We start from the raw sequence: 18,854 nt of genomic DNA, 5'->3' as shown, positions 1-18,854 counted from the left end.
CGAGTCATCTCACCGGGTGAAGCCGCTGCCATCACCCCGATGATGTTCTTCAAGCCAAGATGAGCCGGATGGGCAGCAGCACCCGGCTACCGTCGCCCAATTGCAGGATGCAGTGATGGCCACATTAGCTCAAAAACAGAACGCACCAAAAAAGGTCTTCTCCTTCCGCTGGCACGGGTTCAATCGCAAGGGACAGAAGGTGTCTGGCGAGTTGCAGGCCGACAGCATCAATACCGTCAAGGCGGAGCTGCGCAAGCAGGGCGTCAATGTCACCAAGGTCAGCAAGCAGGGACAGGGGCTGTTCTCCAAGGGCGGCGCCCGGATCAAGCCGATGGATATCGCCGTCATCTCCCGTCAGATCACCACCATGCTCTCCGCCGGCGTTCCTCTGGTGCAGAGCCTGCAGATCATCGCCCGAGGCCATGAAAAGACGGCGGTGCGCGAACTAATCGGCCAGATCGCCGCCGATGTGGAGACCGGCACCCCGCTGTCGGAGGCGCTGCGCCGCCATCCCCGTTACTTTGATGATCTCTACTGCGATCTGGTCGAGGCAGGCGAGCAATCCGGTGCTCTGGAGACCATCTACGACCGGATTGCCATCTACCGCGAGAAGAACGAAGCCCTCAAATCCAAGATCAAGAAGGCCATGTTCTATCCGTCCATGGTCATTCTGGTGGCCATCGTCGTCACCTCCATCCTGCTGCTCTTCGTCATTCCCCAGTTCGAGGATATCTTCAAGAGCTTCGGTGCCGAGCTGCCCGCCTTTACCCGGTTCGTCATCACCATCTCCCGCTTTATGCAGGAGTGGTGGTACGCCATCTTTGGCGGCGCGGCTCTCGCCGTCTTCCTCTATGTGCGGGCCTGGCGAAAATCCCAGAAGGTCAGGGACAACACGGACAAGTTCATCCTCACCATTCCCGTGGTGGGCAACATACTGCACAAGGCGGCCATGGCCCGTTTTGCCCGCACCCTCTCCACCACCTTCTCCGCCGGTATCCCACTGGTGGATGCCCTGGTCTCGGCGGCCGGAGCATCGGGCAACTATGTCTATCGCACTGCGACCATGGCCATTCGCAACGAGGTGGTGGCCGGCATGCAGATCAACGTCGCCATGCGCACCGTGGATCTTTTCCCCGACATGGTGACCCAGATGGTGATGATCGGTGAGGAATCCGGCGCCATCGACGACATGCTCTCCAAGGTCGCCGCCATTTTCGAACAGGAAGTGGACGACATGGTCGACGGCCTCACCAGCCTGCTCGAACCCATCATCATGGTGGTGCTCGGGGTGCTGGTCGGCGGCATGGTCGTGGCCATGTACCTCCCCATTTTCAAGCTGGGCTCTGTGATACACTGACCCCCTCGACAGAGGGCCGGGCGGTACATTTCCCCCGGCCATCTGTCATCCCCGTTCCCGACACAAGCGATTGATCTATGGTGCCTTTGATCGAACTGGCCCAGGGCTTGCCCTGGCTCTATCTCTCCTTGATTTTCCTTTTCTCCCTGATGGTGGGCAGCTTCCTGAACGTGGTGATCCATCGCCTGCCCATCATGATGGAGCGGGCCTGGTATGCCGAATACAGCGACTATTTCGGTGACGGTGAAGAGACTCCTCCTGCAACCGGACGGTACAACCTCATGGTGCCTCGCTCCCGCTGCCCCCACTGCGACCACCCCATAGGGGCGCTGGAGAACATTCCCCTGTTGAGCTGGCTATGCCTCAGAGGGCGCTGCCGCAACTGCCACGCCCCCATTTCGGCTCGCTATCCCCTGGTCGAGCTGCTCACCGCCCTGCTGTCGGTCTCGGTAGCAGCCGCGCTTTCCCCCGGCTGGGGCACCCTTGCCGCTTTGTTGCTCACCTGGACATTGGTCGCACTGACCTTCATCGACCTGGACAAGATGCTCTTGCCGGATCAGCTCACCCTGCCCCTGCTCTGGGGTGGCCTGCTGTTCAATCTGGCGGGCGGTTTCGTGCCCCTGGCCGATGGGGTGGTCGGCGCCATGGCGGGTTATCTGGTGCTCTGGAGCCTCTACTGGGCCTTCAAGCTGCTGACCGGCAAGGAAGGGATGGGGTACGGGGATTTCAAACTGCTGGCGGCGCTGGGCGCCTGGCTCGGCTGGCAAGCCTTGCCCATCGTGCTGCTGCTCTCTTCGCTGGCGGGCGCCATCATCGGCATCGGTCTCATCCTGCTGCGCAACCACCACCAGGGCAAACCCATTCCCTTTGGCCCCTATCTCGCCATCGCGGGCTGGATAACGCTGCTGTGGGGCGATAGCATCACCCGCTGGTATCTTGATGTCGTGCTCTAGCAAAAGGATCTCTGACCCATGTATGTAGTCGCAATCACAGGGGGAATCGGCAGCGGCAAGACCACGGTTGCCAACCGCTTTGCCGAGCTGGGCATCGAGGTGGTGGATGCGGACATCATCGCCCGCGAGGTAGTGGAGCCCGCCACCCCTGCTCTGGCTGCCATCGCCGCCCATTTTGGCCCGGATGTCGTTGCCCCCGATGGCCAGCTCGATCGCCGCCGGCTGCGAGAGCGGATCTTCACCGATTCGCAGGCCAAGGAGTGGCTCAATGCCCTGCTCCATCCCCTCATCCGCACCGAGATGCTGCGCCAGTGTGCGGCAACCCGCTCCCCCTACTGCCTGATGGTCGTCCCCTTGCTGGTGGAAAACAGGCTCACTTCCCTCGCCGATCGGGTACTGGTGATCGATGTGGACGAAGCGACGCAAATCGAGCGTACCTGCCGCCGCGATGGCGTCAGTCGGGAACAGGCCCAGGCGATACTGGCGTCCCAGGCGAGCCGCAGCGAGCGCCTGGCGATGGCCGACGACGTCCTGGACAACCAGAGTGGTACGAGTGAGACCATCTGGCAGCGAATTTTCGCCCTGCACCAGACATATCTGGCATTTGCCTCTCAACAAGCCCACCAACTGTGAGTACACTAGGCCGGTTTATGGCTGGCCAGGATTAGGCATGATTTACGATTTTCCCCTCAATGAAAAAAGCCGGACCTATCTTCGTCTGGAGTCCCTGTTTTCCCAGATCCGCGACAATCTGGAGAGTGACCAGTCCTGGGCACATATCGCCTTCTTCAAGGGGTTGTTCGATTTGCAGGAGTTGCTGGAGCGTGGTGACCTGCGTGCCGATCTCATCAAGGATCTGGAGCGCCTCGGCCAACGCCTAAACCACTGGGCCAGTCTGCCTGACGTCGATCTCGAGCAGATCCAGCGGATGCAGCAGGAGAGCACCCAGCTCTCCCGCAACCTGCTGAACTCCCCGCGCCCCGGCGCCCGTCTGAAAGAGGATCGCCTGCTCGGCTCCATTCGTCAGCGCTTCTCCATTCCGGGTGGTCTGTGCGCCTTCGATGTGCCGCAACTGCACCACTGGCTGGCGACCCCGGCCGTCACCCGCCACCAGCAGATGCAGCAATGGCTGAGTGACATCACCCTGCTGATGAACGCCATCTCCCTGTTGCTGCGCCTGTGGCGCGAGTCGGGCAACTTCAGCGACCAGGTGGCCACCAACGGCTTCTTCCAGGATACTGCCGAAGGGGCTGAACTGATCCGCATCCGTCTGGCGGGCACCCAGCCCTGCTATCCAACCCTGAGCGGCCACAAGAACCGCTTCGCCCTGCGCTTCCTGCCGACGACGGAGCAGCAGATAGGCGACGTCTCCTTCCAGCTCGCCTGTTGTTGAGGAGCGCCCCATGGTGACCAAGGTAAAGTGTCCGACCTGTCAGAGCGAGATCGAATGGGGTCCGCAGAGCCCGTTTCGCCCCTTCTGCAGCAAGCGCTGCCAGCTGATCGACCTCGGCGAGTGGGCGGATGAACAGAAGCGCATCCCGGGCGAGATCAACCCGGATCTGCTGCCCGACCCGGAACAGGGCGATCCCTGGCAATAAACACTTCACGATCAAAAAAGGGCCCTCAGGCCCTTTTTCGTTGGTATCGATCCTTTCAGGCAAGCGAGGCCTGCAACCGCGCGACGATGGGGCCGTTGGCATCCGGGAAGCGGTATTCGTGCAGCGAGGCCAGTGGCACCCAGCGGCACTCCTGCCCCTCCTTGCCAAAGGGCTCGCCGTGGAAGCGGGTCACCTTCCAGATATCCAGCAAGACCTGCTTGTCGGGGTAGTCGTGGTGCAGCTCCATGAAGGGGGCACAATCCTGCACCCGGATCCCGATCTCTTCCCACAATTCCCTGTCCAGCGCGGTGAGCAGATCCTCCCCCGACTCCACCTTGCCACCGGGAAACTCCCAGCGATCCCCCTGATGGCGATCGGCTGAGCGTTTGGCGATGAAGATATCGCCCCGTTCGTTCTCGATGACGCCCACCGCCACCCAGATCCGTTTCTTCTGTTCCATCATTGTCCTCAGCGTAAACACGGCAAACGGGCGATCCAGGGGGCAAGCCGAATGGCCTGCTGATCCCCCCGGGCCCTGAAGAGATCCTGCCCGACATGCTCATTGCCCGGCGGCGCAACCTGCGGCCAGGGCACCGCACCGGGCGGAGTGAAACAACGATCGTGTACCCGCGCGCTCTGGCGCAGATAGCGCCATAAACAGTCTCGCAAGAACCACTGGTCGATGTTCGGTGTTTCCATGGTACTGGGCTGATAGCTCGCCATCAGCGGCGCAAGGGGAGGCAGCACACCGGCCACACCGCCCCACATGCCGGCCAGCACCAGATCGGTGTGGCTCCACCAGTCACGCATGATATGGAACCAGCGCCCCGATGCAAGCCAGTCATCGACCGCAAGCCGCTCCCGCAGATTCAGCACGGAGTCCGCATCGCGCACAAGAAAGCGCCCCACTCCGGGATCATTGGCGACCTGGAAGCGCCAGCAGAGGCGCTGACGCTGGGATTGGCCATCGGGCTGCACCTTTATCTCGGCGCCATGTTCTTGCAGGCAGGCCAGAAACCCCTGAGGGACACTGCCATCCACATAAAAACGCACCCGCCAGCCCGGATAGAGGTAAGCTGCGGCCAGCACATTGTCGAGCGCTCCCCGCAAATAGCGGGGCTGTACTCCCCACAAGGAGAAGGCGATGACTGCCTGCTTCTCCCCCTGCTCCGCGAGCCAGTCATCCGGCCCCTCTGCCGGCAGCACCCACCCCGCGACAGGCTGCGAGACGGCCTCATCCTTGAGAGTCAGGGCACGGGTTCCCGCTTGTGCCGCTTCTTCATGGCGTCCCAGCTTGGCAAGGGAAGTGCAAAGCCCGTCATGGACCAGATAATCATCCGGCTCGCGCCGCACCAGTTCGACCAGGTGCATCACGGCCCGCTCATGTTGTTCGGAGCGCGAGAGGCAGACACAGAGATTGCGCAGCACCTCAGTGTTATCGGGTGCGGACCGGTACGCCAGCGTCAGCACCTGGGCCGCCGAGGCGGGATCGCCGGACAAAAAGAGGTAATAGGCAAACTGCAGTTGCAGGGGAACAGATTTGTTCGTCTCTGCGTTCAGCCTGCTCAGCACACAACGGATCGCCTCCTGGCGTCTCTCCTGCAGCCAGTGCCCATGTGCCTCCCCATCCCATCCCGCCGGCAATCTGCTCATCGTCCCCTCCTTGGTCCGAAAATGAATACACCGCCCGGAGGCGGTGTATTCATCATGGCAGGGTGTCAGGTCAGCTGACCGTGACAGTGCTTGTATTTTTTACCCGAACCACAGGGGCAGGGATCATTGCGCCCGATCTTCTGCTCGTCGCGCACGAAGGTGGTATGGCCCTCGCCCCCACCCGTATCCTCGTCAGCCAGCTGGTTTTCGGCCGTGGCATGGGTGTAGGTACGGGGAGCGGCTTCGGCCTGCTGGCGCTGCTGCTCTTCCATCGCCTCCACATCCCGCTCCTGCACCTGTACCCGGCTCAGGATGCTGACCACGTCGCGCTTGAGGGTTTCCAGCATCTGGGTGAACAGATCGAAGGATTCGCGCTTGTACTCCTGCTTGGGGTTCTTCTGGGCGTAGCCGCGCAGATGGATGCCCTGGCGCAGGTGATCCATGGCCGCCAGGTGCTCCTTCCACAGACCATCCAGCGTTTGCAGCATCACCGCCTTCTCGAAGTTGCGCAGCACCTCCTTGCCGACCAGCTCTTCCTTGTGGGCATAGAGCTTGGTGGCTTCATCCAGGATGCGTTCGCGCAGCTTCTCTTCATACAGCTTGTCGTCTTCCGCCAGCCACTGCTGCAGCGGCAGATCCAGGGCGAAATCGGACTTCAGACGCGCTTCCAGACCCGGCACGTCCCACATCTCTTCCAGGGACTGGGGCGGGATGTACTCATCGATGATGGCGCCGTAGACGTCGTCACGGATGACGTGAATGGTCTCGGAGATGTCGTTGGTGTCCAGCAGTTCGTTGCGCTGCTCGTAGACCACCTTGCGCTGATCGTTGGCCACGTCGTCAAACTCGAGCAGGTTTTTACGGATGTCGAAGTTGCGACCTTCCACCTTGCGCTGGGCATTCTCGATGGCCTTGGTCACCCAGGGATGCTCGATGGCCTCGCCCTCTTCCATGCCCAGCTTCTTCATCATGCCGGTCACGCGGTCGGAGGCGAAGATCCGCATCAGGGTATCTTCCATGGAGAGGTAGAAGCGGGAGGAACCCGGATCACCCTGACGACCGGAACGGCCGCGCAGCTGGTTGTCGATACGACGGGATTCATGGCGCTCGGTACCTATGATGTGCAGACCACCGGCGGCCAATACCGCATCGTGACGCACCTGCCAGGCCGCTTTCAGCTCGGCAATCTGCTCCTCGGTCGGGTTCTCCAACTGGGCGATTTCCGCCTGCCAGTTGCCGCCCAGCACGATGTCGGTACCACGACCGGCCATATTGGTGGCGATGGTGACGGCGCCGGTCTGGCCTGCCTGGGCGACTATCTCCGCTTCCATGGCGTGGAACTTGGCGTTCAGCACCTTGTGCGGGATATTTTCCTTGGTCAGGATGCCGGAAAGCAGCTCGGAGTTCTCGATGGAGACGGTACCGACCAGCACGGGCTGGCCGCGCTTCACGCACTCGCGGATGTCCTGCACGATGGCCGCGTATTTCTCCTGGGCGGTCAGGTAGACCAGATCGCCCATGTCTTTGCGCACCATCGGCTTGTTGGTCGGGATGACCACGGTATCCAGGCCATAAATCTGCTGGAATTCAAAGGCTTCGGTATCGGCAGTCCCCGTCATGCCCGCCAGCTTGTCGTACAGACGGAAATAGTTCTGGAAGGTGATGGAGGCCAGGGTCTGGTTCTCGTTCTGGATCTTGACCCCTTCCTTCGCCTCGACCGCCTGGTGCAGACCGTCTGACCAGCGACGACCCGGCATGGTGCGGCCGGTGTGCTCGTCGACGATGACGATCTCGTCCTTCTGGACGATGTAGTCGACGTTGCGCTCGAACAGGGTGTGCGCACGCAGGCCGGCATTGACGTGATGCAGCAGGCTGATGTTGGTGGCGGAGAACAGGGAGTCATCCTCGGCCAGCAGTCCCTCTTTCTTGAGCAGCTCTTCCACGAAGATCTGGCCGTTTTCGGTCAGCAGCGCCTGGCGGTTCTTCTCGTCCACCGTGTAGTGGCCGTCGCCGGTGTACTCCTCGGAGTCTTCCTTGTCCTGCTTGACCAGCAGCGGGATCAACTTGTTGATCTGGGTGTACATGGCGGAGCTGTCTTCCGCCGGACCGGAGATGATGAGCGGGGTGCGGGCTTCATCGATGAGCACCGAGTCCACCTCATCCACCAGCGCGTAGTTGAGCGGACGCTGTACGCGCTGCTCCGGCGAGAATGCCATGTTGTCGCGCAGGTAGTCGAAACCGAATTCGTTGTTGGTACCGTAGGTGATGTCGGCAGCGTAGGCATCGCGCTTCTGGGACGCATCCATGCCGGGCACGTTGCAGTCCACCGTCATGCCGAGGAAGGCGAACAGCGGGCGGTTGGCTTCCGCATCACGCTTGGCCAGATAGTCGTTCACCGTCACGACGTGCACACCGCGGCCGGTCAGGGCGTTCAGGTAGGCCGGCAGGGTGGCCGTCAGGGTTTTACCTTCACCTGTCTTCATTTCGGCGATGCGGTTGGAGTTCAGCACCATGCCGCCGATCAGCTGGACGTCGAAGTGACGCATGCCGAACACACGGCGGGAGGCTTCACGGACGGTGGCGAACGCTTCCGGCAGCAACTGCTCCAGTGTTTCGCCCTGCTCCAGACGTTGACGGTACTCGGCGGTCTTCGCCTGCAGTTCCTGATCGGACAGTGCCTCGAATTGAGGTTCCATCGCATTGATTTGTTTTACAATTTTACGCAAAGCCTTGAGCGTTCTGTCGTTCCGGCTGCCGATAATCTTGGTGAGCAGTGTGCTAATCATGGGTACCAACTGTTTTGGTTATATAAGCGTTCCGTCACTGGAACCTGAAGAAAAAACCTAACCCCGTCTGGCATTCAGAAAGCGCGCGGGGTTGACCTGACGACCATCTTTCAACACTTCGTAATGCAAATGAACTCCGGTTGCACGACCGGTTCGCCCCATCAGGGCAATCTTCTGGCCCTCATCGACCAGGGTGCCCACATCCACCAGCAACTTGGAATTGTGGGCATAGCGGGTGACCAGACCATTGCCATGGTCAATCTCCACCATGTTGCCAAACTCCGGATGGCGCCCCGCCCAGCTGACAATCCCCTTGCCTGTCGCCAGGATGGGGGTGCCGGGCCTGCCGCGGAAATCCACCCCTTTGTGCATCTTGGCGCGACCGTTGAACGGATCGACCCGCCCACCGAAACCGGAGGAGATCCAGACACGCTCCTGCTTGACCGGTGAGCCGGGGATGAAACCCGCATCGGTGATATGGTGGTTCATGATGAAGGATTCAAGTACCGACAGCTGTTCTTCGCGGCTGCTGAGCTGACGGCTGAGGTGTTCCATGGAATCTTGCAGTTCACCCAGGCTGACTTCCAGGTCTGCATCGTAGGAAGGGCCGCCCATCGGGGGCAGCTCCTTGAAGTTGAACTCCTCGGGATCGAGGTCCGCCTTCTCGGTCAGGCGCTCGCCGAGGGCGTTGAGGCGACCAAGTTGTCCCTGCATGGTGCCCACCTGGGCGGCCAGCATGGCAAGCTGTTCGCGGGCTTCATCGGCCCCTTGCGTGGATTTTTGCTGCTGCGCCAGGGTCAGCGCCACTTCCAGCGCCTCCATTTTCTGCTGCCAGCTCTGCCAGAGCCAGCCGCCCCCCAAGGCCAATACAGTGAAGAGAATACCGCCGACCCAGGCCAGCCGTTGTTTGGGTAAGTGCAACCTGCGGCGCTGCTTACCGTGGAGGATCAGGGTAATACTCATAGAAATCTGTCTTCTCGGTCAGGTGAGGCCAAAGGCCTGCACGGGCAATAAAACCGGGAGATAATCGGTATTAAAGGATGGAATAAACAAATGACAGGACGTCGGTGCGGAGAGATGACCGACGTCCTGTTGCACAGCTATCAGGCCAGAACCAGACCGTTGTCGTAGTAAGCGATAGGCGCTTTGTCGCCCTCACCCTCGAAGGTCACCAGTTCCCAGGCCTCCTGCTGGGCCAGCAGGGCACGCAGCAGCTTGTTGTTCAGGGCATGGCCCGTCTTGTAGGCACGGAATTCACCGATGATACTGCGATTGCACATGTACAGATCGCCGATGGCATCCAGCATCTTGTGCTTCACGAACTCGTCTTCGTAGCGCAGACCATCTTCGTTCAGCACCCGGTAGTCATCCAGCACCACGGCGTTTTCCAGGCTGCCGCCCAGTGCCAGGTTCTGGGAACGCAGGTACTCGATGTCACGCATGAAGCCGAAGGTACGGGCACGGCTGATCTCTTTCACGAAGGAGCTGCCGGAGAAGTCCAGCACGCAACGCTGGTTGCGGCCTTCAAACACCGGATGCTGGAAATCGATCTCGAGATCCATCTTGAAGCCGTTGCGATAGGAGTGGAATTCCGCCCACTTGTCGCCGTCTTCAACCCGGATGCTCTGCTTGATCCGCACGAACTGCTTGGGTGCGTTCTGTTCACGAATACCCACTTCCTGCAGCAGATAGATGAACGGATGCGCACTGCCGTCCATTACCGGGATCTCGGGGGCATCAACCTCGACATAGAGGTTGTCGATGCCCATCCCGGCCAGAGCGGCAGACAGATGTTCGATGGTCGACACGCGAACACCGGCTTCGTTCACCAGAGCGGTACAAAGCACGGTATCACGCACCTGATCGGCGTTGGCTGGCAGCGCGACCACAGGATTCAGATCGGTACGCAAGTAAACGATCCCTGTGTTAACAGGCGCCGGACGGAACGTCATAGTGACTTTCCGGCCCGAATGCAGGCCCACACCGGTGGCCTGGACACTCGTTTTCAAGGTTCTTTGTCTAATCATGGGCGTATCCGCTTTAACAGCTCAAATTCCTGACCAGATGGTCGTTGCCGGGCCATCTTAGCACAATCCTTAAGCAACAAACAAACCAGAGCCATCAGAGGCTTAGTCTGCCTGCTTGCGCAGGAACGCAGGAATATCGAGATAATCCGGTTCGCGACGAGCTTGCGGCTCGGCGTTCACCACCTTGGCCGGGGCCTCTTCCATCACGCGAGACTGCAGGGCTTCGCTGATCAGGGGCTGACGGGCCGGACGCTCTTGAACCATGTTGTTCTTGACCAGAGTGATGTCGGGCTTGCGCTCGGCACCGATACCGGTCGCCACTACGGTAACGCGCAGTTCGTCGTGCATTTCCGGGTCGATTACGGTACCCACCACCACGGTAGCGTTCTCGGACGCGAAGGCCTTGACCGCGTTACCCACGGTCTCGAACTCTTCGATGGTCATGTCCATGCCAGCAGTGATGTTGACCAGGATGCCGCGGGCACCGGCCAGATCCACGTCTTCCAGCAGCGGGCTGGAGATGGCCTTCTCGGCCGCTTCTTCGGCACGGTCGTCACCGGAGGCGGAGCCGGTACCCATCATGGCGGTACCCATCTCGCGCATCACGGTACGCACGTCCGCGAAGTCGACGTTGATGAGGCCCGGGCGGGTGATCAGCTCGGCGATGCCCTGTACTGCACCCAGCAGCACGTCGTTGGCCGCCTTGAAGGCGTCCAGCAGGGAGATGCCGCGACCCAGCACCTTCAGCAACTTGTCGTTGGGGATGGTGATCAGTGAGTCGACGTTCTTGGAGAGCTCTTCGATGCCGTGAGCGGCGAAGCCCATCCGCTTCTTCCCTTCGAAGGAGAACGGTTTGGTCACGACGGCAACGGTCAGGATACCCATCTCGCGGGCCACTTCGGCCACGATCGGGGCAGCACCTGTACCAGTACCACCACCCATGCCGGCAGCGATGAACACCATGTCGGAACCGGTCAGCAGCTCGCGCAGCGCTTCCCTGTCTTCCATGGCGGCGTCACGACCCACTTCCGGGTTGGCCCCGGCACCCAGACCCTTGGTGATGCCACCGCCGATCTGCAAGGTGGTATTGGCACTGGAGTTGCGCAGTGCCTGGGCGTCGGTGTTCACGGTGATGAACTCGACACCTTCGATGTTTTGACGAACCATGTGCTCGACTGCGTTGCCGCCGCCGCCACCCACACCTATCACCTTGATGACGGCTTCGTCAGTGTGGCTATCCATAAATTCAAACATGTTGTCTCTCCGCTTTATTTGCCTGACTCAGCAAAATCTTTAGAACTCGCCACGCAACCAGTTGCTGACCCGTTTGACCAGCCCACCTACGCTTGCCTTGGCGGCATATTCCTTGTTACTGCCGGTGGATTGGTTGGTGCGGCCGTACTGCAACAACCCGACCGCAGTCGAGTACACCGGTGCCTGTACGTAGTCACTCAATCCCCGGATATTCATGGGCTCGCCCACCCGGACCTGGCTCTGGAAGATCTGCTCTGCGCACTCCACAATGCCTTCGATCTGGGCCGCGCCACCGGTCAAGACCACACCGGCGGCCAGCTGATGCTTGACCCCCTGTGCCTTCAATTCGCTCTGCACCCGCACCAGCTCGTCATTCACCATGGAGAGCAACTCGGTGTAACGGGGTTCAATCACTTCCGCCAGTGTCTGCCGTTGCAGGCTGCGCGCCGGGCGACCGCCGACACTGGGCACTTCGATATTGTCTTCCTTGCTGACCAGGCGGCCGAGGGCACAGCCATAGCGCACCTTGATCGCCTCCGCATCCAGCGGCGGCGTGCCGAAGGCATAGGCGATGTCGCTGGTCACCGTGCTGCCCGCATAGGGAATCACCTTGGTGTGGCGCAGGGCGCCGCCGGTAAAGAGCGACATGTCCATGGTGCCACCACCGATGTCCACCACGCAGACACCAAGCTCCTTCTCGTCTTCGGTCAGCACGGCGTAGCTGGAGGCCAGGGCGGAGAAGATCAGCTGATCCACCCGCAGACCCACCTTCTCCACACACTTCTCGATGTTGCGCGCCATGTCGTTGTGGCAGGTGATGAGATGCACCTTGGCTGCCATCCGCACGCCGGAGAGGCCAACCGGGTTCTTGATCCCTTCCTGATAGTCGATGGCGAACTCCTGAGGCAGCACGTGCAGCACCCGGAGCTCGTCAGACAACCGCACCGACTTGGCGGTGTGGATGACGTTGTCCACATCCTCCTGGGTCACCTCTTCGTCGGAGATGGGCACCATGCCGGTCTCGTTGCGGCAATCGATGTGCTTGCCGGACAGCCCCAGATAGACGGAACTGATCTGGCAGTCTGCCATCATCTCGGCCTCTTCCACCGCGCGGCGCAGGGACTTGACCACGGAGTCGAGGTCATTGACCCCGCCCTTCTCCATCCCGCGAGAAGCGTGGCTGCCCATGCCGATGACATTGAGTTCGCCATCAGGCAATACTTCGCCAACCAGTACCGCCACCTTGGTCGTGCCGATATCCAGTCCGACAATCAAATTTCTATCTGCGGTGTTGGTCATTCACTTTCTCTTCGCTTTTCTTCCAGCCAACTGCCATCCCGGTGTCGTATCGAAGATCCACGTAAGCAACCCGCTCACGGGGCTCGATGACCGGAAAGGCATCGATAAACCGCTGCAGACGAAGCGCGATATCCGAGCGCCCCACAAACAGCTGAATGTTGCCATCCAGGGTCAGTTCCCAGGCATGGCGGGGGGTCAGATTCACCCCCAGCAACTTGTATCCCTTGGCCGCCAGCAGCGTTTCGTACTGATGGCTGGCTTCCAGCACCTTGGCGGCCTGATCATCGGGCCCGGACAACTGCATCAGGGGCTTCTTCACCCTGTCCGGGGCACTGAATACCTCACCCTTGGTGTTGACGAAGCGGTTGCCGTTCCAGCGAGCCGCCACATCCTGTTCCGTGAGATAGACCTTGATCTTGTTCGGCCACTTCTTTCGTACCGAGACCTGGGCCACCCAGGGCAGAGCGTTCAGACGCGCCTGCAATTCGTTCACATCCAGCTCGAAGAAGTTGCGAAGTTCGGCACCATCCAGCACGGCAGCACGCAACTCATCGGCCTTCAAATATTCGTGTTGCCCCTGCAGCAACAGCTCGCTCATGGGCAACCGACTGGCATCCGTCAGCCAGTCTTTAACATCCAGCGCAGTCTGGTAGAGCCCCCACATGACCAGGATGAAAAATGCCACCCCGGCGATGAAGCCCCCCTTGGTGCGCCCTTGTGCCCTTGCCTCCACCCGATCGATCCCCGTAAAACGCGCCATGCCGGCCACTTGCAGACCGGTTCGCCATTATATAGGCCTCGGCTTGGCGGTCAAAATACTCATTGGGCCCTCAGGCACCGGATTTCATGCTATCCACGCTCAATTTCATCTCGCCGAGACGACGGGCCAGCGCACCGACGTTACCCGCCCCCTGGGTCAATACCAGATCCCCCTCGCCAATCAGGTCGGCCAGCACCGCGGGCACATCGTCCGGCGTTGCGACAAAGATGGGCTCCAGGGTGCCGCGGGAGCGGATGGAACGGCACAAGGCACGGCCATCGGCACCGGGAATGGGCTCCTCACCGGCGGCATAGACCTCCAGCATCACCAGCACGTCCACCTTGGAAAGCACATCCGCGAAATCTTCGTAGAGATCCCGGGTCCGGCTGTAGCGGTGCGGCTGGAACACCATCACCAGCCGCTTCTCGGGCCAGCCGGCGCGAGCGGCGTTGATGGTCACCTTCACTTCGCTCGGGTGATGACCGTAATCGTCCACCAGCATGGCCTTGCCACGGCCGGTTTCAAACTCGCCATATTGCTGGAAGCGGCGCCCCACCCCTTCAAACTTGGAAAGTGCCTGGATGATGGCCTCGTCGCCGATGCCGTCTTCGGTTGCCACCGCAATGGCGGCGGCGGCGTTGAGGGCGTTGTGGATGCCCGGCAGATTCAGGGTCACCTCCAGCTCACCCGCCCCTGCACGGCGCACCCGGAAACTGCTGCGATTGCTGGTCTGCACGAAGTCCAGCACCTGCACATCGGCATCATCGCTCAGACCGTAGGTGAGGGTGGGACGGGCGATCTCCGGCAGCATGGCGCGGATCACGGGGTCATCCACGCACACCACGGCCAGGCCGTAGAACGGCAGGTTGTGCAGGAAATCGATGAAGGTGGCCTTCAACCTGGAGAAATCGCCACCATAGGTGTCCATGTGATCCGCTTCGATATTGGTCACGATGGAGACCATGGGTTGCAGATGCAGGAAGGAGGCGTCGCTCTCGTCCGCCTCGGCAATCAGATAACGGCTGCTGCCCAGGCGGGCATTGGTGCCGGCGCTGTTGAGCAGACCGCCGATGACGAAGGTGGGGTCGCGATCCGCCTCGGCATAGATGCTCGCCACCAGACTGGTGGTGGTGGTCTTGCCGTGGGTCCCAGCAATGGCGATGCCGTGACGGAAGCGCATCAGTTCCGCCAGCATTTCAGCGCGGCGCACCACGGGAATACGCAGCTCGCGGGCAGCCAGCAGCTCGGGGTTGTCCTGCTTGATGGCGGTGGAAACCACCACCACGCTGGCACCGTCCACATGCTCGGCACTGTGACCGACAAAGATGTGTGCGCCCAAAGAGGCCAGGCGTTCAGTCACCCCGTTGCGGGCCAGATCCGAGCCGGTCACCTGATACCCTTCATTGGCAAGCACTTCCGCAATACCGCCCATACCGGCGCCACCGATGCCGATGAAGTGGATGCGACGCACGCGGCGCATTTCGGGGATAACGGTACGCAGTTTTGCCAGTTCAACCTTGGTCATAGTTCTTTCTCAATTCGCGGCCACAGGCCATTTTCATTCGGCGACATTCATCAGTTCGAAGACAGAAGCGGGGCCTTGGCGGCACATCTGGGCCTTCCATCTCGTTTGGCTCAGCCGGTGGCGAGCCGTTTGCACTCATCGGCAACCCGTTCGGCGGCATCGATGATGGCGACCCGGCGCGCGGCCTGGGCCATGTTCAACAGGGTTTCCCTGCGCCCGGCGAGCCAGGATAGGCGCGACGCCAGCGCCGCCGGCGTCAGCTCGGACTGGGGCAGGAACTCGGCCGCACCGCCGTCGACCAGGGTCAGGGCGTTGCGGGTCTGGTGATCGTCCACCGCATGGGGCAGGGGCACGAAGATGGCGGCCACACCGGCGGCGGCCACTTCGGAGACGGTCAATGCGCCGGCGCGGCACACCACCAGGTCCGCCCAGGCATAGGCATCCGCCATGTCCTTGATAAATTCACTCACCTCGGCCTCGACCCCCAGCCCGGCATAGGAAGCAGCCACGGCCTCCTCGTTGCCCTTGCCGCATTGGTGACGCACCTCGATGGGCACACCGGCAGCTGCAACCGCAGGAGGCACCTGCTCGTTGAGGACCCGGGCCCCCAGGCTGCCACCAACCACAAGCAGGCGCAGAGGATCGCTGCTGCTGCGCAGTTGGGGATCCGGCAGCGCCACCACCTCGGGGCGCACCGGGTTGCCCACCACTGCGGTACGGGCATTGGGGGCGAAGGCACCCGGGAAGGCCATCAGTACCCGCCTGGCGATACGGGCCAGCAGCTTGTTGGTCAGGCCGGCGGCGGCATTCTGCTCGTGCAGCAGCAGCGGAATGCCGGACAGCCAGGCGGCCACGCCACCCGGGCCGGAGGCGAAGCCCCCCATGCCCAGCACCACATCGGGCTGGATGGTCTTGAGCACCTGGCGGGCCTGCAGCACGGATTTGATGACACGGTAGGGCGCCGCGAGCAGACGCTTGATGCCGTTGCCACGCACCCCCTGGATGTCAATGAAGGAGATGGGATAACCATGGGCAGGCACCAGCTCCGCCTCCATCCGGTCGGCAGTGCCGAGCCAGTGGATGGTCCAGCCCTGGGCCTTGAGGCGATCGGCGACGGCCAGGCCGGGGAACACATGGCCCCCGGTACCACCCGCCATCACCAGTAACGTCTTGCTCACGCAACCTCCCGCACGCGCGCCTGGGCACTTGCCTGGCGCAACTCGAAATCGATACGAATCAACATGCTCACCGCCACCATCATGATGATGAGACTGGAGCCGCCATAACTGACCAGTGGCAGGGTCAGCCCCTTGGTAGGCATCATGCCGCTGGCGGCACCGACGTTGACGAAAGTCTGGAAGCTGAACCAGATGCCGATGCCGATGGCCAGATAACCTTCATAGAGCCGCTCGGCCACCAGCGCCTGGTGACCCAGCTTGAGCGCCTTCACCGCCAGCGCAAAAATCAGGAAGAGTGCGCCAAGCACCCCCACGTAGCCCAGCTCTTCGCCCAGAATGGCGAACACGAAGTCGGTGTGGGCCTCCGGCAGGTACTCCATCTTCTGGATGGAGTTGCCGAGCCCCTCGCCAAACCAGCTCCCCCGACCAAAGGCCATCAGGGACTGGGTCAGCTGATAGCCGCTGCCAAAGGGATCGGCCCAGGGGTCGAGGAAGGAGGTCACCCGCCGCATCCGGTAGGGCTCCGCGATGATCAGGGTCACCACGGCGCTCACACCCACCAGGATGAGACCGATGAACTGCACCAGCCGGGCACCGGCCAGGAACAGCATGCCGAGGGAGGTGACGAACATCACCACCACTGACCCGAGATCCGGCTGGGCCAGCAGCAGGATGGCCACCACGAACAGCACCGCCATGGGTTTCATGAAGCCGATGAAGCGCTCGCGCACCTCGCTTTGACGGCGCACCAGATAACCCGCCAGATAGACGAACAGCGCCAGCTTGCCGAACTCGGCCGGCTGCAAGTTGAAGGGGCCCAGCGGCAGCCAGCGTACCGAACCGTTGACGCTGCGCCCCACCAGCAACACCATCACCAGCAACACGATGGCCAGCAACAACATGGGGCCGTTGTAGTGCTGCCAGCGTGCCATGGGCACCTGCAACACGAACCAGGAGATACCCAGCGCCATCACCAGGAACATGCCGTGGCGCTTCACGAACATGAAGGGATCGTTGTTGATGGCGATCCCCTCAGGAATGGAAGCGGACGCCACTATTACCAGCCCGACGCCCATCAGGGCGAGGGCCAGTACCACCAGTTGCCGATCATAAAGACCGGCGGGGCGTGCCGGTAGCAACCAGCGCTGTAAGAATCCCGCAACCACGCGCAGGGCGTTCATAAGCCCATCACCAGTTCGGTGAAGCGATCGCCGCGCGCTTCAAAGGATTTGAACTGATCCAGGCTCGCGCAGGCCGGCGCCAGCAGCACCCAGTCACCAGGCCTGGCGTCGGCCGCCGCCTTGGCGACAGCAGCGTCAAGATCGGCAACCCGCTCGGTCTGTTCGCCCAGGGCCAGCAGCACCTCGGCATCCTGACCAAAACAGTACATGTGATCGATCTGGCTGCCGAGCAGCGCCTGCACCGGGCCGAAGTCCTGCCCCTTGCCCTGGCCACCGGCCAGCAGCAGCAGGCGGCCCTTGACCGCTTCACGCACCCCGGCCACGGCGGCCAGGGTCGCCCCCACGTTGGTGGCCTTGGAGTCGTTGATCCAGCGCACCCCATTTACCTCACGCACGAAGCGGGCACGGTGAGGCAGGCCTTCAAAGCGGCGCAGCACGGCAAGTTGTGCCTCGCGGGGAATGCCCACCGCATCGCACAGGGCCATGGCCGCCAGGGCATTGGCCTGGTTGTGGGCACCCACTATCTTCATCTCGTCCACCGCCAGGAGCGGCTCACCGTGCAAGGTCAGCCAGTGACGGCCCTCCAGCTCGCAGCGACCGTAGCCGTTGCAGTCGAGGCCGAAACTCTGCCACACCTGACCCACATCGGGCAGGGTCTGGGGATCGTCGCGATTGATCAGGATGTGCTGGGAGTACTGATGGATCTCCATCTTGGCGGCGCGGTAATCCGCCATGCCGGTATAGCGATCCATATGATCTTCACTGAGGTTCAAGACCACGGAGGCGGCGGCCCGCAGGCTGTAGGTGGTCTCCAGCTGGAAGCTGGAGAGCTCCAGCACGCAGAGATCCATGGGCTGCTTGAGGAGCGACAGCGCCGGGGTGCCGATATTGCCCCCCACACCGACCTTGAGTCCCGCCTCGGCGATCATCTCACCCACCAGGGTGGTGACCGTGCTCTTGCCGTTGGAGCCGGTGATGGCGATGACGGGCGTCTGGGTTTCACGCACGAACAGTTCGATGTCACCGACGATGCGCACCCCGAACTCGGCGGCGGCCTTCAACTCCGGAGTCGCCAGGGCGATGCCCGGGCTCGCCACTATCATGTGCGCCTGCTTGAGCCGCTCAGCGTCCAACCCGTGGATGAGCTCCACCTCGGGGGGAAGCTCGTCCTTGCCCGGCGGGTTGGCACGGGTGTCCATCACCAGCGGCGTGACGCCGCGGTCGAGGAAGTAATCGACGCAGGAGAGTCCGGTTTTGCCGAGTCCGATGATGATGACCATGGC

At 61.7% G+C, this 18,854-nt stretch carries 17 protein-coding genes; 5 read left to right on the top strand and 12 right to left on the bottom strand.

What is annotated here, in order from left to right:
• The first annotated feature begins 115 nt into the window (after positions 1–115).
• The 5 genes from J9893_RS06035 (at position 116) to yacG (ending at position 3,908) form a co-directional block, all read left to right on the top strand.
• Positions 116–1,357 (top strand): type II secretion system F family protein, encoded by a 1,242-nt coding sequence (locus tag J9893_RS06035; protein WP_049637197.1) that lies wholly within the window; start codon positions 116–118, stop codon positions 1,355–1,357.
• A 77-nt stretch (positions 1,358–1,434) separates the two neighbouring features.
• Entirely contained in the window at positions 1,435–2,310 is an 876-nt protein-coding gene (locus J9893_RS06030) for an A24 family peptidase (protein ID WP_041211788.1), read from the top strand.
• A gap of 18 nt (positions 2,311–2,328) precedes the next feature.
• Positions 2,329–2,943, top strand: coding sequence for a dephospho-CoA kinase (gene coaE / locus J9893_RS06025; protein WP_049637196.1), 615 nt, complete (start codon positions 2,329–2,331; stop codon positions 2,941–2,943).
• A 37-nt stretch (positions 2,944–2,980) separates the two neighbouring features.
• Positions 2,981–3,703: a cell division protein ZapD gene (gene zapD, locus J9893_RS06020; RefSeq protein ID WP_043154103.1), complete on the top strand. Its 723-nt coding sequence runs from the start codon at positions 2,981–2,983 to the stop codon at positions 3,701–3,703.
• A gap of 10 nt (positions 3,704–3,713) precedes the next feature.
• Positions 3,714–3,908: a DNA gyrase inhibitor YacG gene (gene yacG / locus J9893_RS06015; RefSeq protein ID WP_039040499.1), complete on the top strand. Its 195-nt coding sequence runs from the start codon at positions 3,714–3,716 to the stop codon at positions 3,906–3,908.
• Between the two features lie 55 nt (positions 3,909–3,963).
• Here yacG and mutT read toward each other — a convergent pair whose 3' ends face one another.
• The 12 genes from mutT to murD form a co-directional block, all read right to left on the bottom strand.
• Positions 3,964–4,368, bottom strand: a complete 405-nt coding sequence (gene mutT / locus J9893_RS06010) for an 8-oxo-dGTP diphosphatase MutT (RefSeq protein ID WP_171864957.1) — start codon at positions 4,366–4,368, stop codon at positions 3,964–3,966.
• Between the two features lie 8 nt (positions 4,369–4,376).
• The gene (locus J9893_RS06005; protein ID WP_049637195.1) at positions 4,377–5,561 is read right to left on the bottom strand and encodes a tetratricopeptide repeat protein; all 1,185 of its coding nucleotides are present in this window, start codon (positions 5,559–5,561) and stop codon (positions 4,377–4,379) included.
• A gap of 65 nt (positions 5,562–5,626) precedes the next feature.
• On the bottom strand, positions 5,627–8,347 hold the full coding sequence (secA, locus tag J9893_RS06000; RefSeq protein WP_160837908.1) for a preprotein translocase subunit SecA: 2,721 nt from the start codon (positions 8,345–8,347) through the stop codon (positions 5,627–5,629).
• 57 nt (positions 8,348–8,404) lie between these two features.
• On the bottom strand, positions 8,405–9,310 hold the full coding sequence (locus tag J9893_RS05995; protein WP_039040495.1) for a M23 family metallopeptidase: 906 nt from the start codon (positions 9,308–9,310) through the stop codon (positions 8,405–8,407).
• Between the two features lie 140 nt (positions 9,311–9,450).
• Entirely contained in the window at positions 9,451–10,374 is a 924-nt protein-coding gene (gene lpxC, locus J9893_RS05990; RefSeq protein ID WP_210600911.1) for a UDP-3-O-acyl-N-acetylglucosamine deacetylase, read from the bottom strand.
• A gap of 102 nt (positions 10,375–10,476) precedes the next feature.
• Complete coding sequence (ftsZ, locus tag J9893_RS05985) at positions 10,477–11,628, bottom strand: cell division protein FtsZ (protein WP_005305686.1); 1,152 nt, start codon at positions 11,626–11,628, stop codon at positions 10,477–10,479.
• Between the two features lie 39 nt (positions 11,629–11,667).
• Positions 11,668–12,927, bottom strand: coding sequence for a cell division protein FtsA (gene ftsA / locus J9893_RS05980; RefSeq protein WP_010675832.1), 1,260 nt, complete (start codon positions 12,925–12,927; stop codon positions 11,668–11,670).
• The gene (locus J9893_RS05975; RefSeq protein WP_029314839.1) at positions 12,908–13,660 is read right to left on the bottom strand and encodes a cell division protein FtsQ/DivIB; all 753 of its coding nucleotides are present in this window, start codon (positions 13,658–13,660) and stop codon (positions 12,908–12,910) included. Before J9893_RS05975 ends, ftsA begins: the two co-directional genes overlap by 20 nt.
• A 97-nt stretch (positions 13,661–13,757) precedes the next feature.
• The gene (gene murC, locus J9893_RS05970) at positions 13,758–15,212 is read right to left on the bottom strand and encodes a UDP-N-acetylmuramate--L-alanine ligase (RefSeq protein WP_113978312.1); all 1,455 of its coding nucleotides are present in this window, start codon (positions 15,210–15,212) and stop codon (positions 13,758–13,760) included.
• A gap of 110 nt (positions 15,213–15,322) precedes the next feature.
• Positions 15,323–16,390 (bottom strand): undecaprenyldiphospho-muramoylpentapeptide beta-N-acetylglucosaminyltransferase, encoded by a 1,068-nt coding sequence (gene murG, locus J9893_RS05965; RefSeq protein ID WP_113978314.1) that lies wholly within the window; start codon positions 16,388–16,390, stop codon positions 15,323–15,325.
• Entirely contained in the window at positions 16,387–17,571 is a 1,185-nt protein-coding gene (gene ftsW, locus J9893_RS05960) for a cell division protein FtsW (protein WP_010675836.1), read from the bottom strand. Before ftsW ends, murG begins: the two co-directional genes overlap by 4 nt.
• Positions 17,568–18,851, bottom strand: coding sequence for a UDP-N-acetylmuramoyl-L-alanine--D-glutamate ligase (murD, locus tag J9893_RS05955; RefSeq protein ID WP_113978317.1), 1,284 nt, complete (start codon positions 18,849–18,851; stop codon positions 17,568–17,570). The genes ftsW and murD overlap by 4 nt, the downstream gene beginning before the upstream one ends.
• Between the last annotated feature and the right edge of the window lie 3 nt (positions 18,852–18,854).

Origin of the sequence: Aeromonas sp. MaB10011B, from assembly GCF_017939325.1 — a bacterium.
Lineage (GTDB): Bacteria > Pseudomonadota > Gammaproteobacteria > Enterobacterales > Aeromonadaceae > Aeromonas > Aeromonas caviae.
Note: the sequence above shows the minus strand (reverse complement) of the source record. Positions and strands in the feature narration are given on the sequence as shown.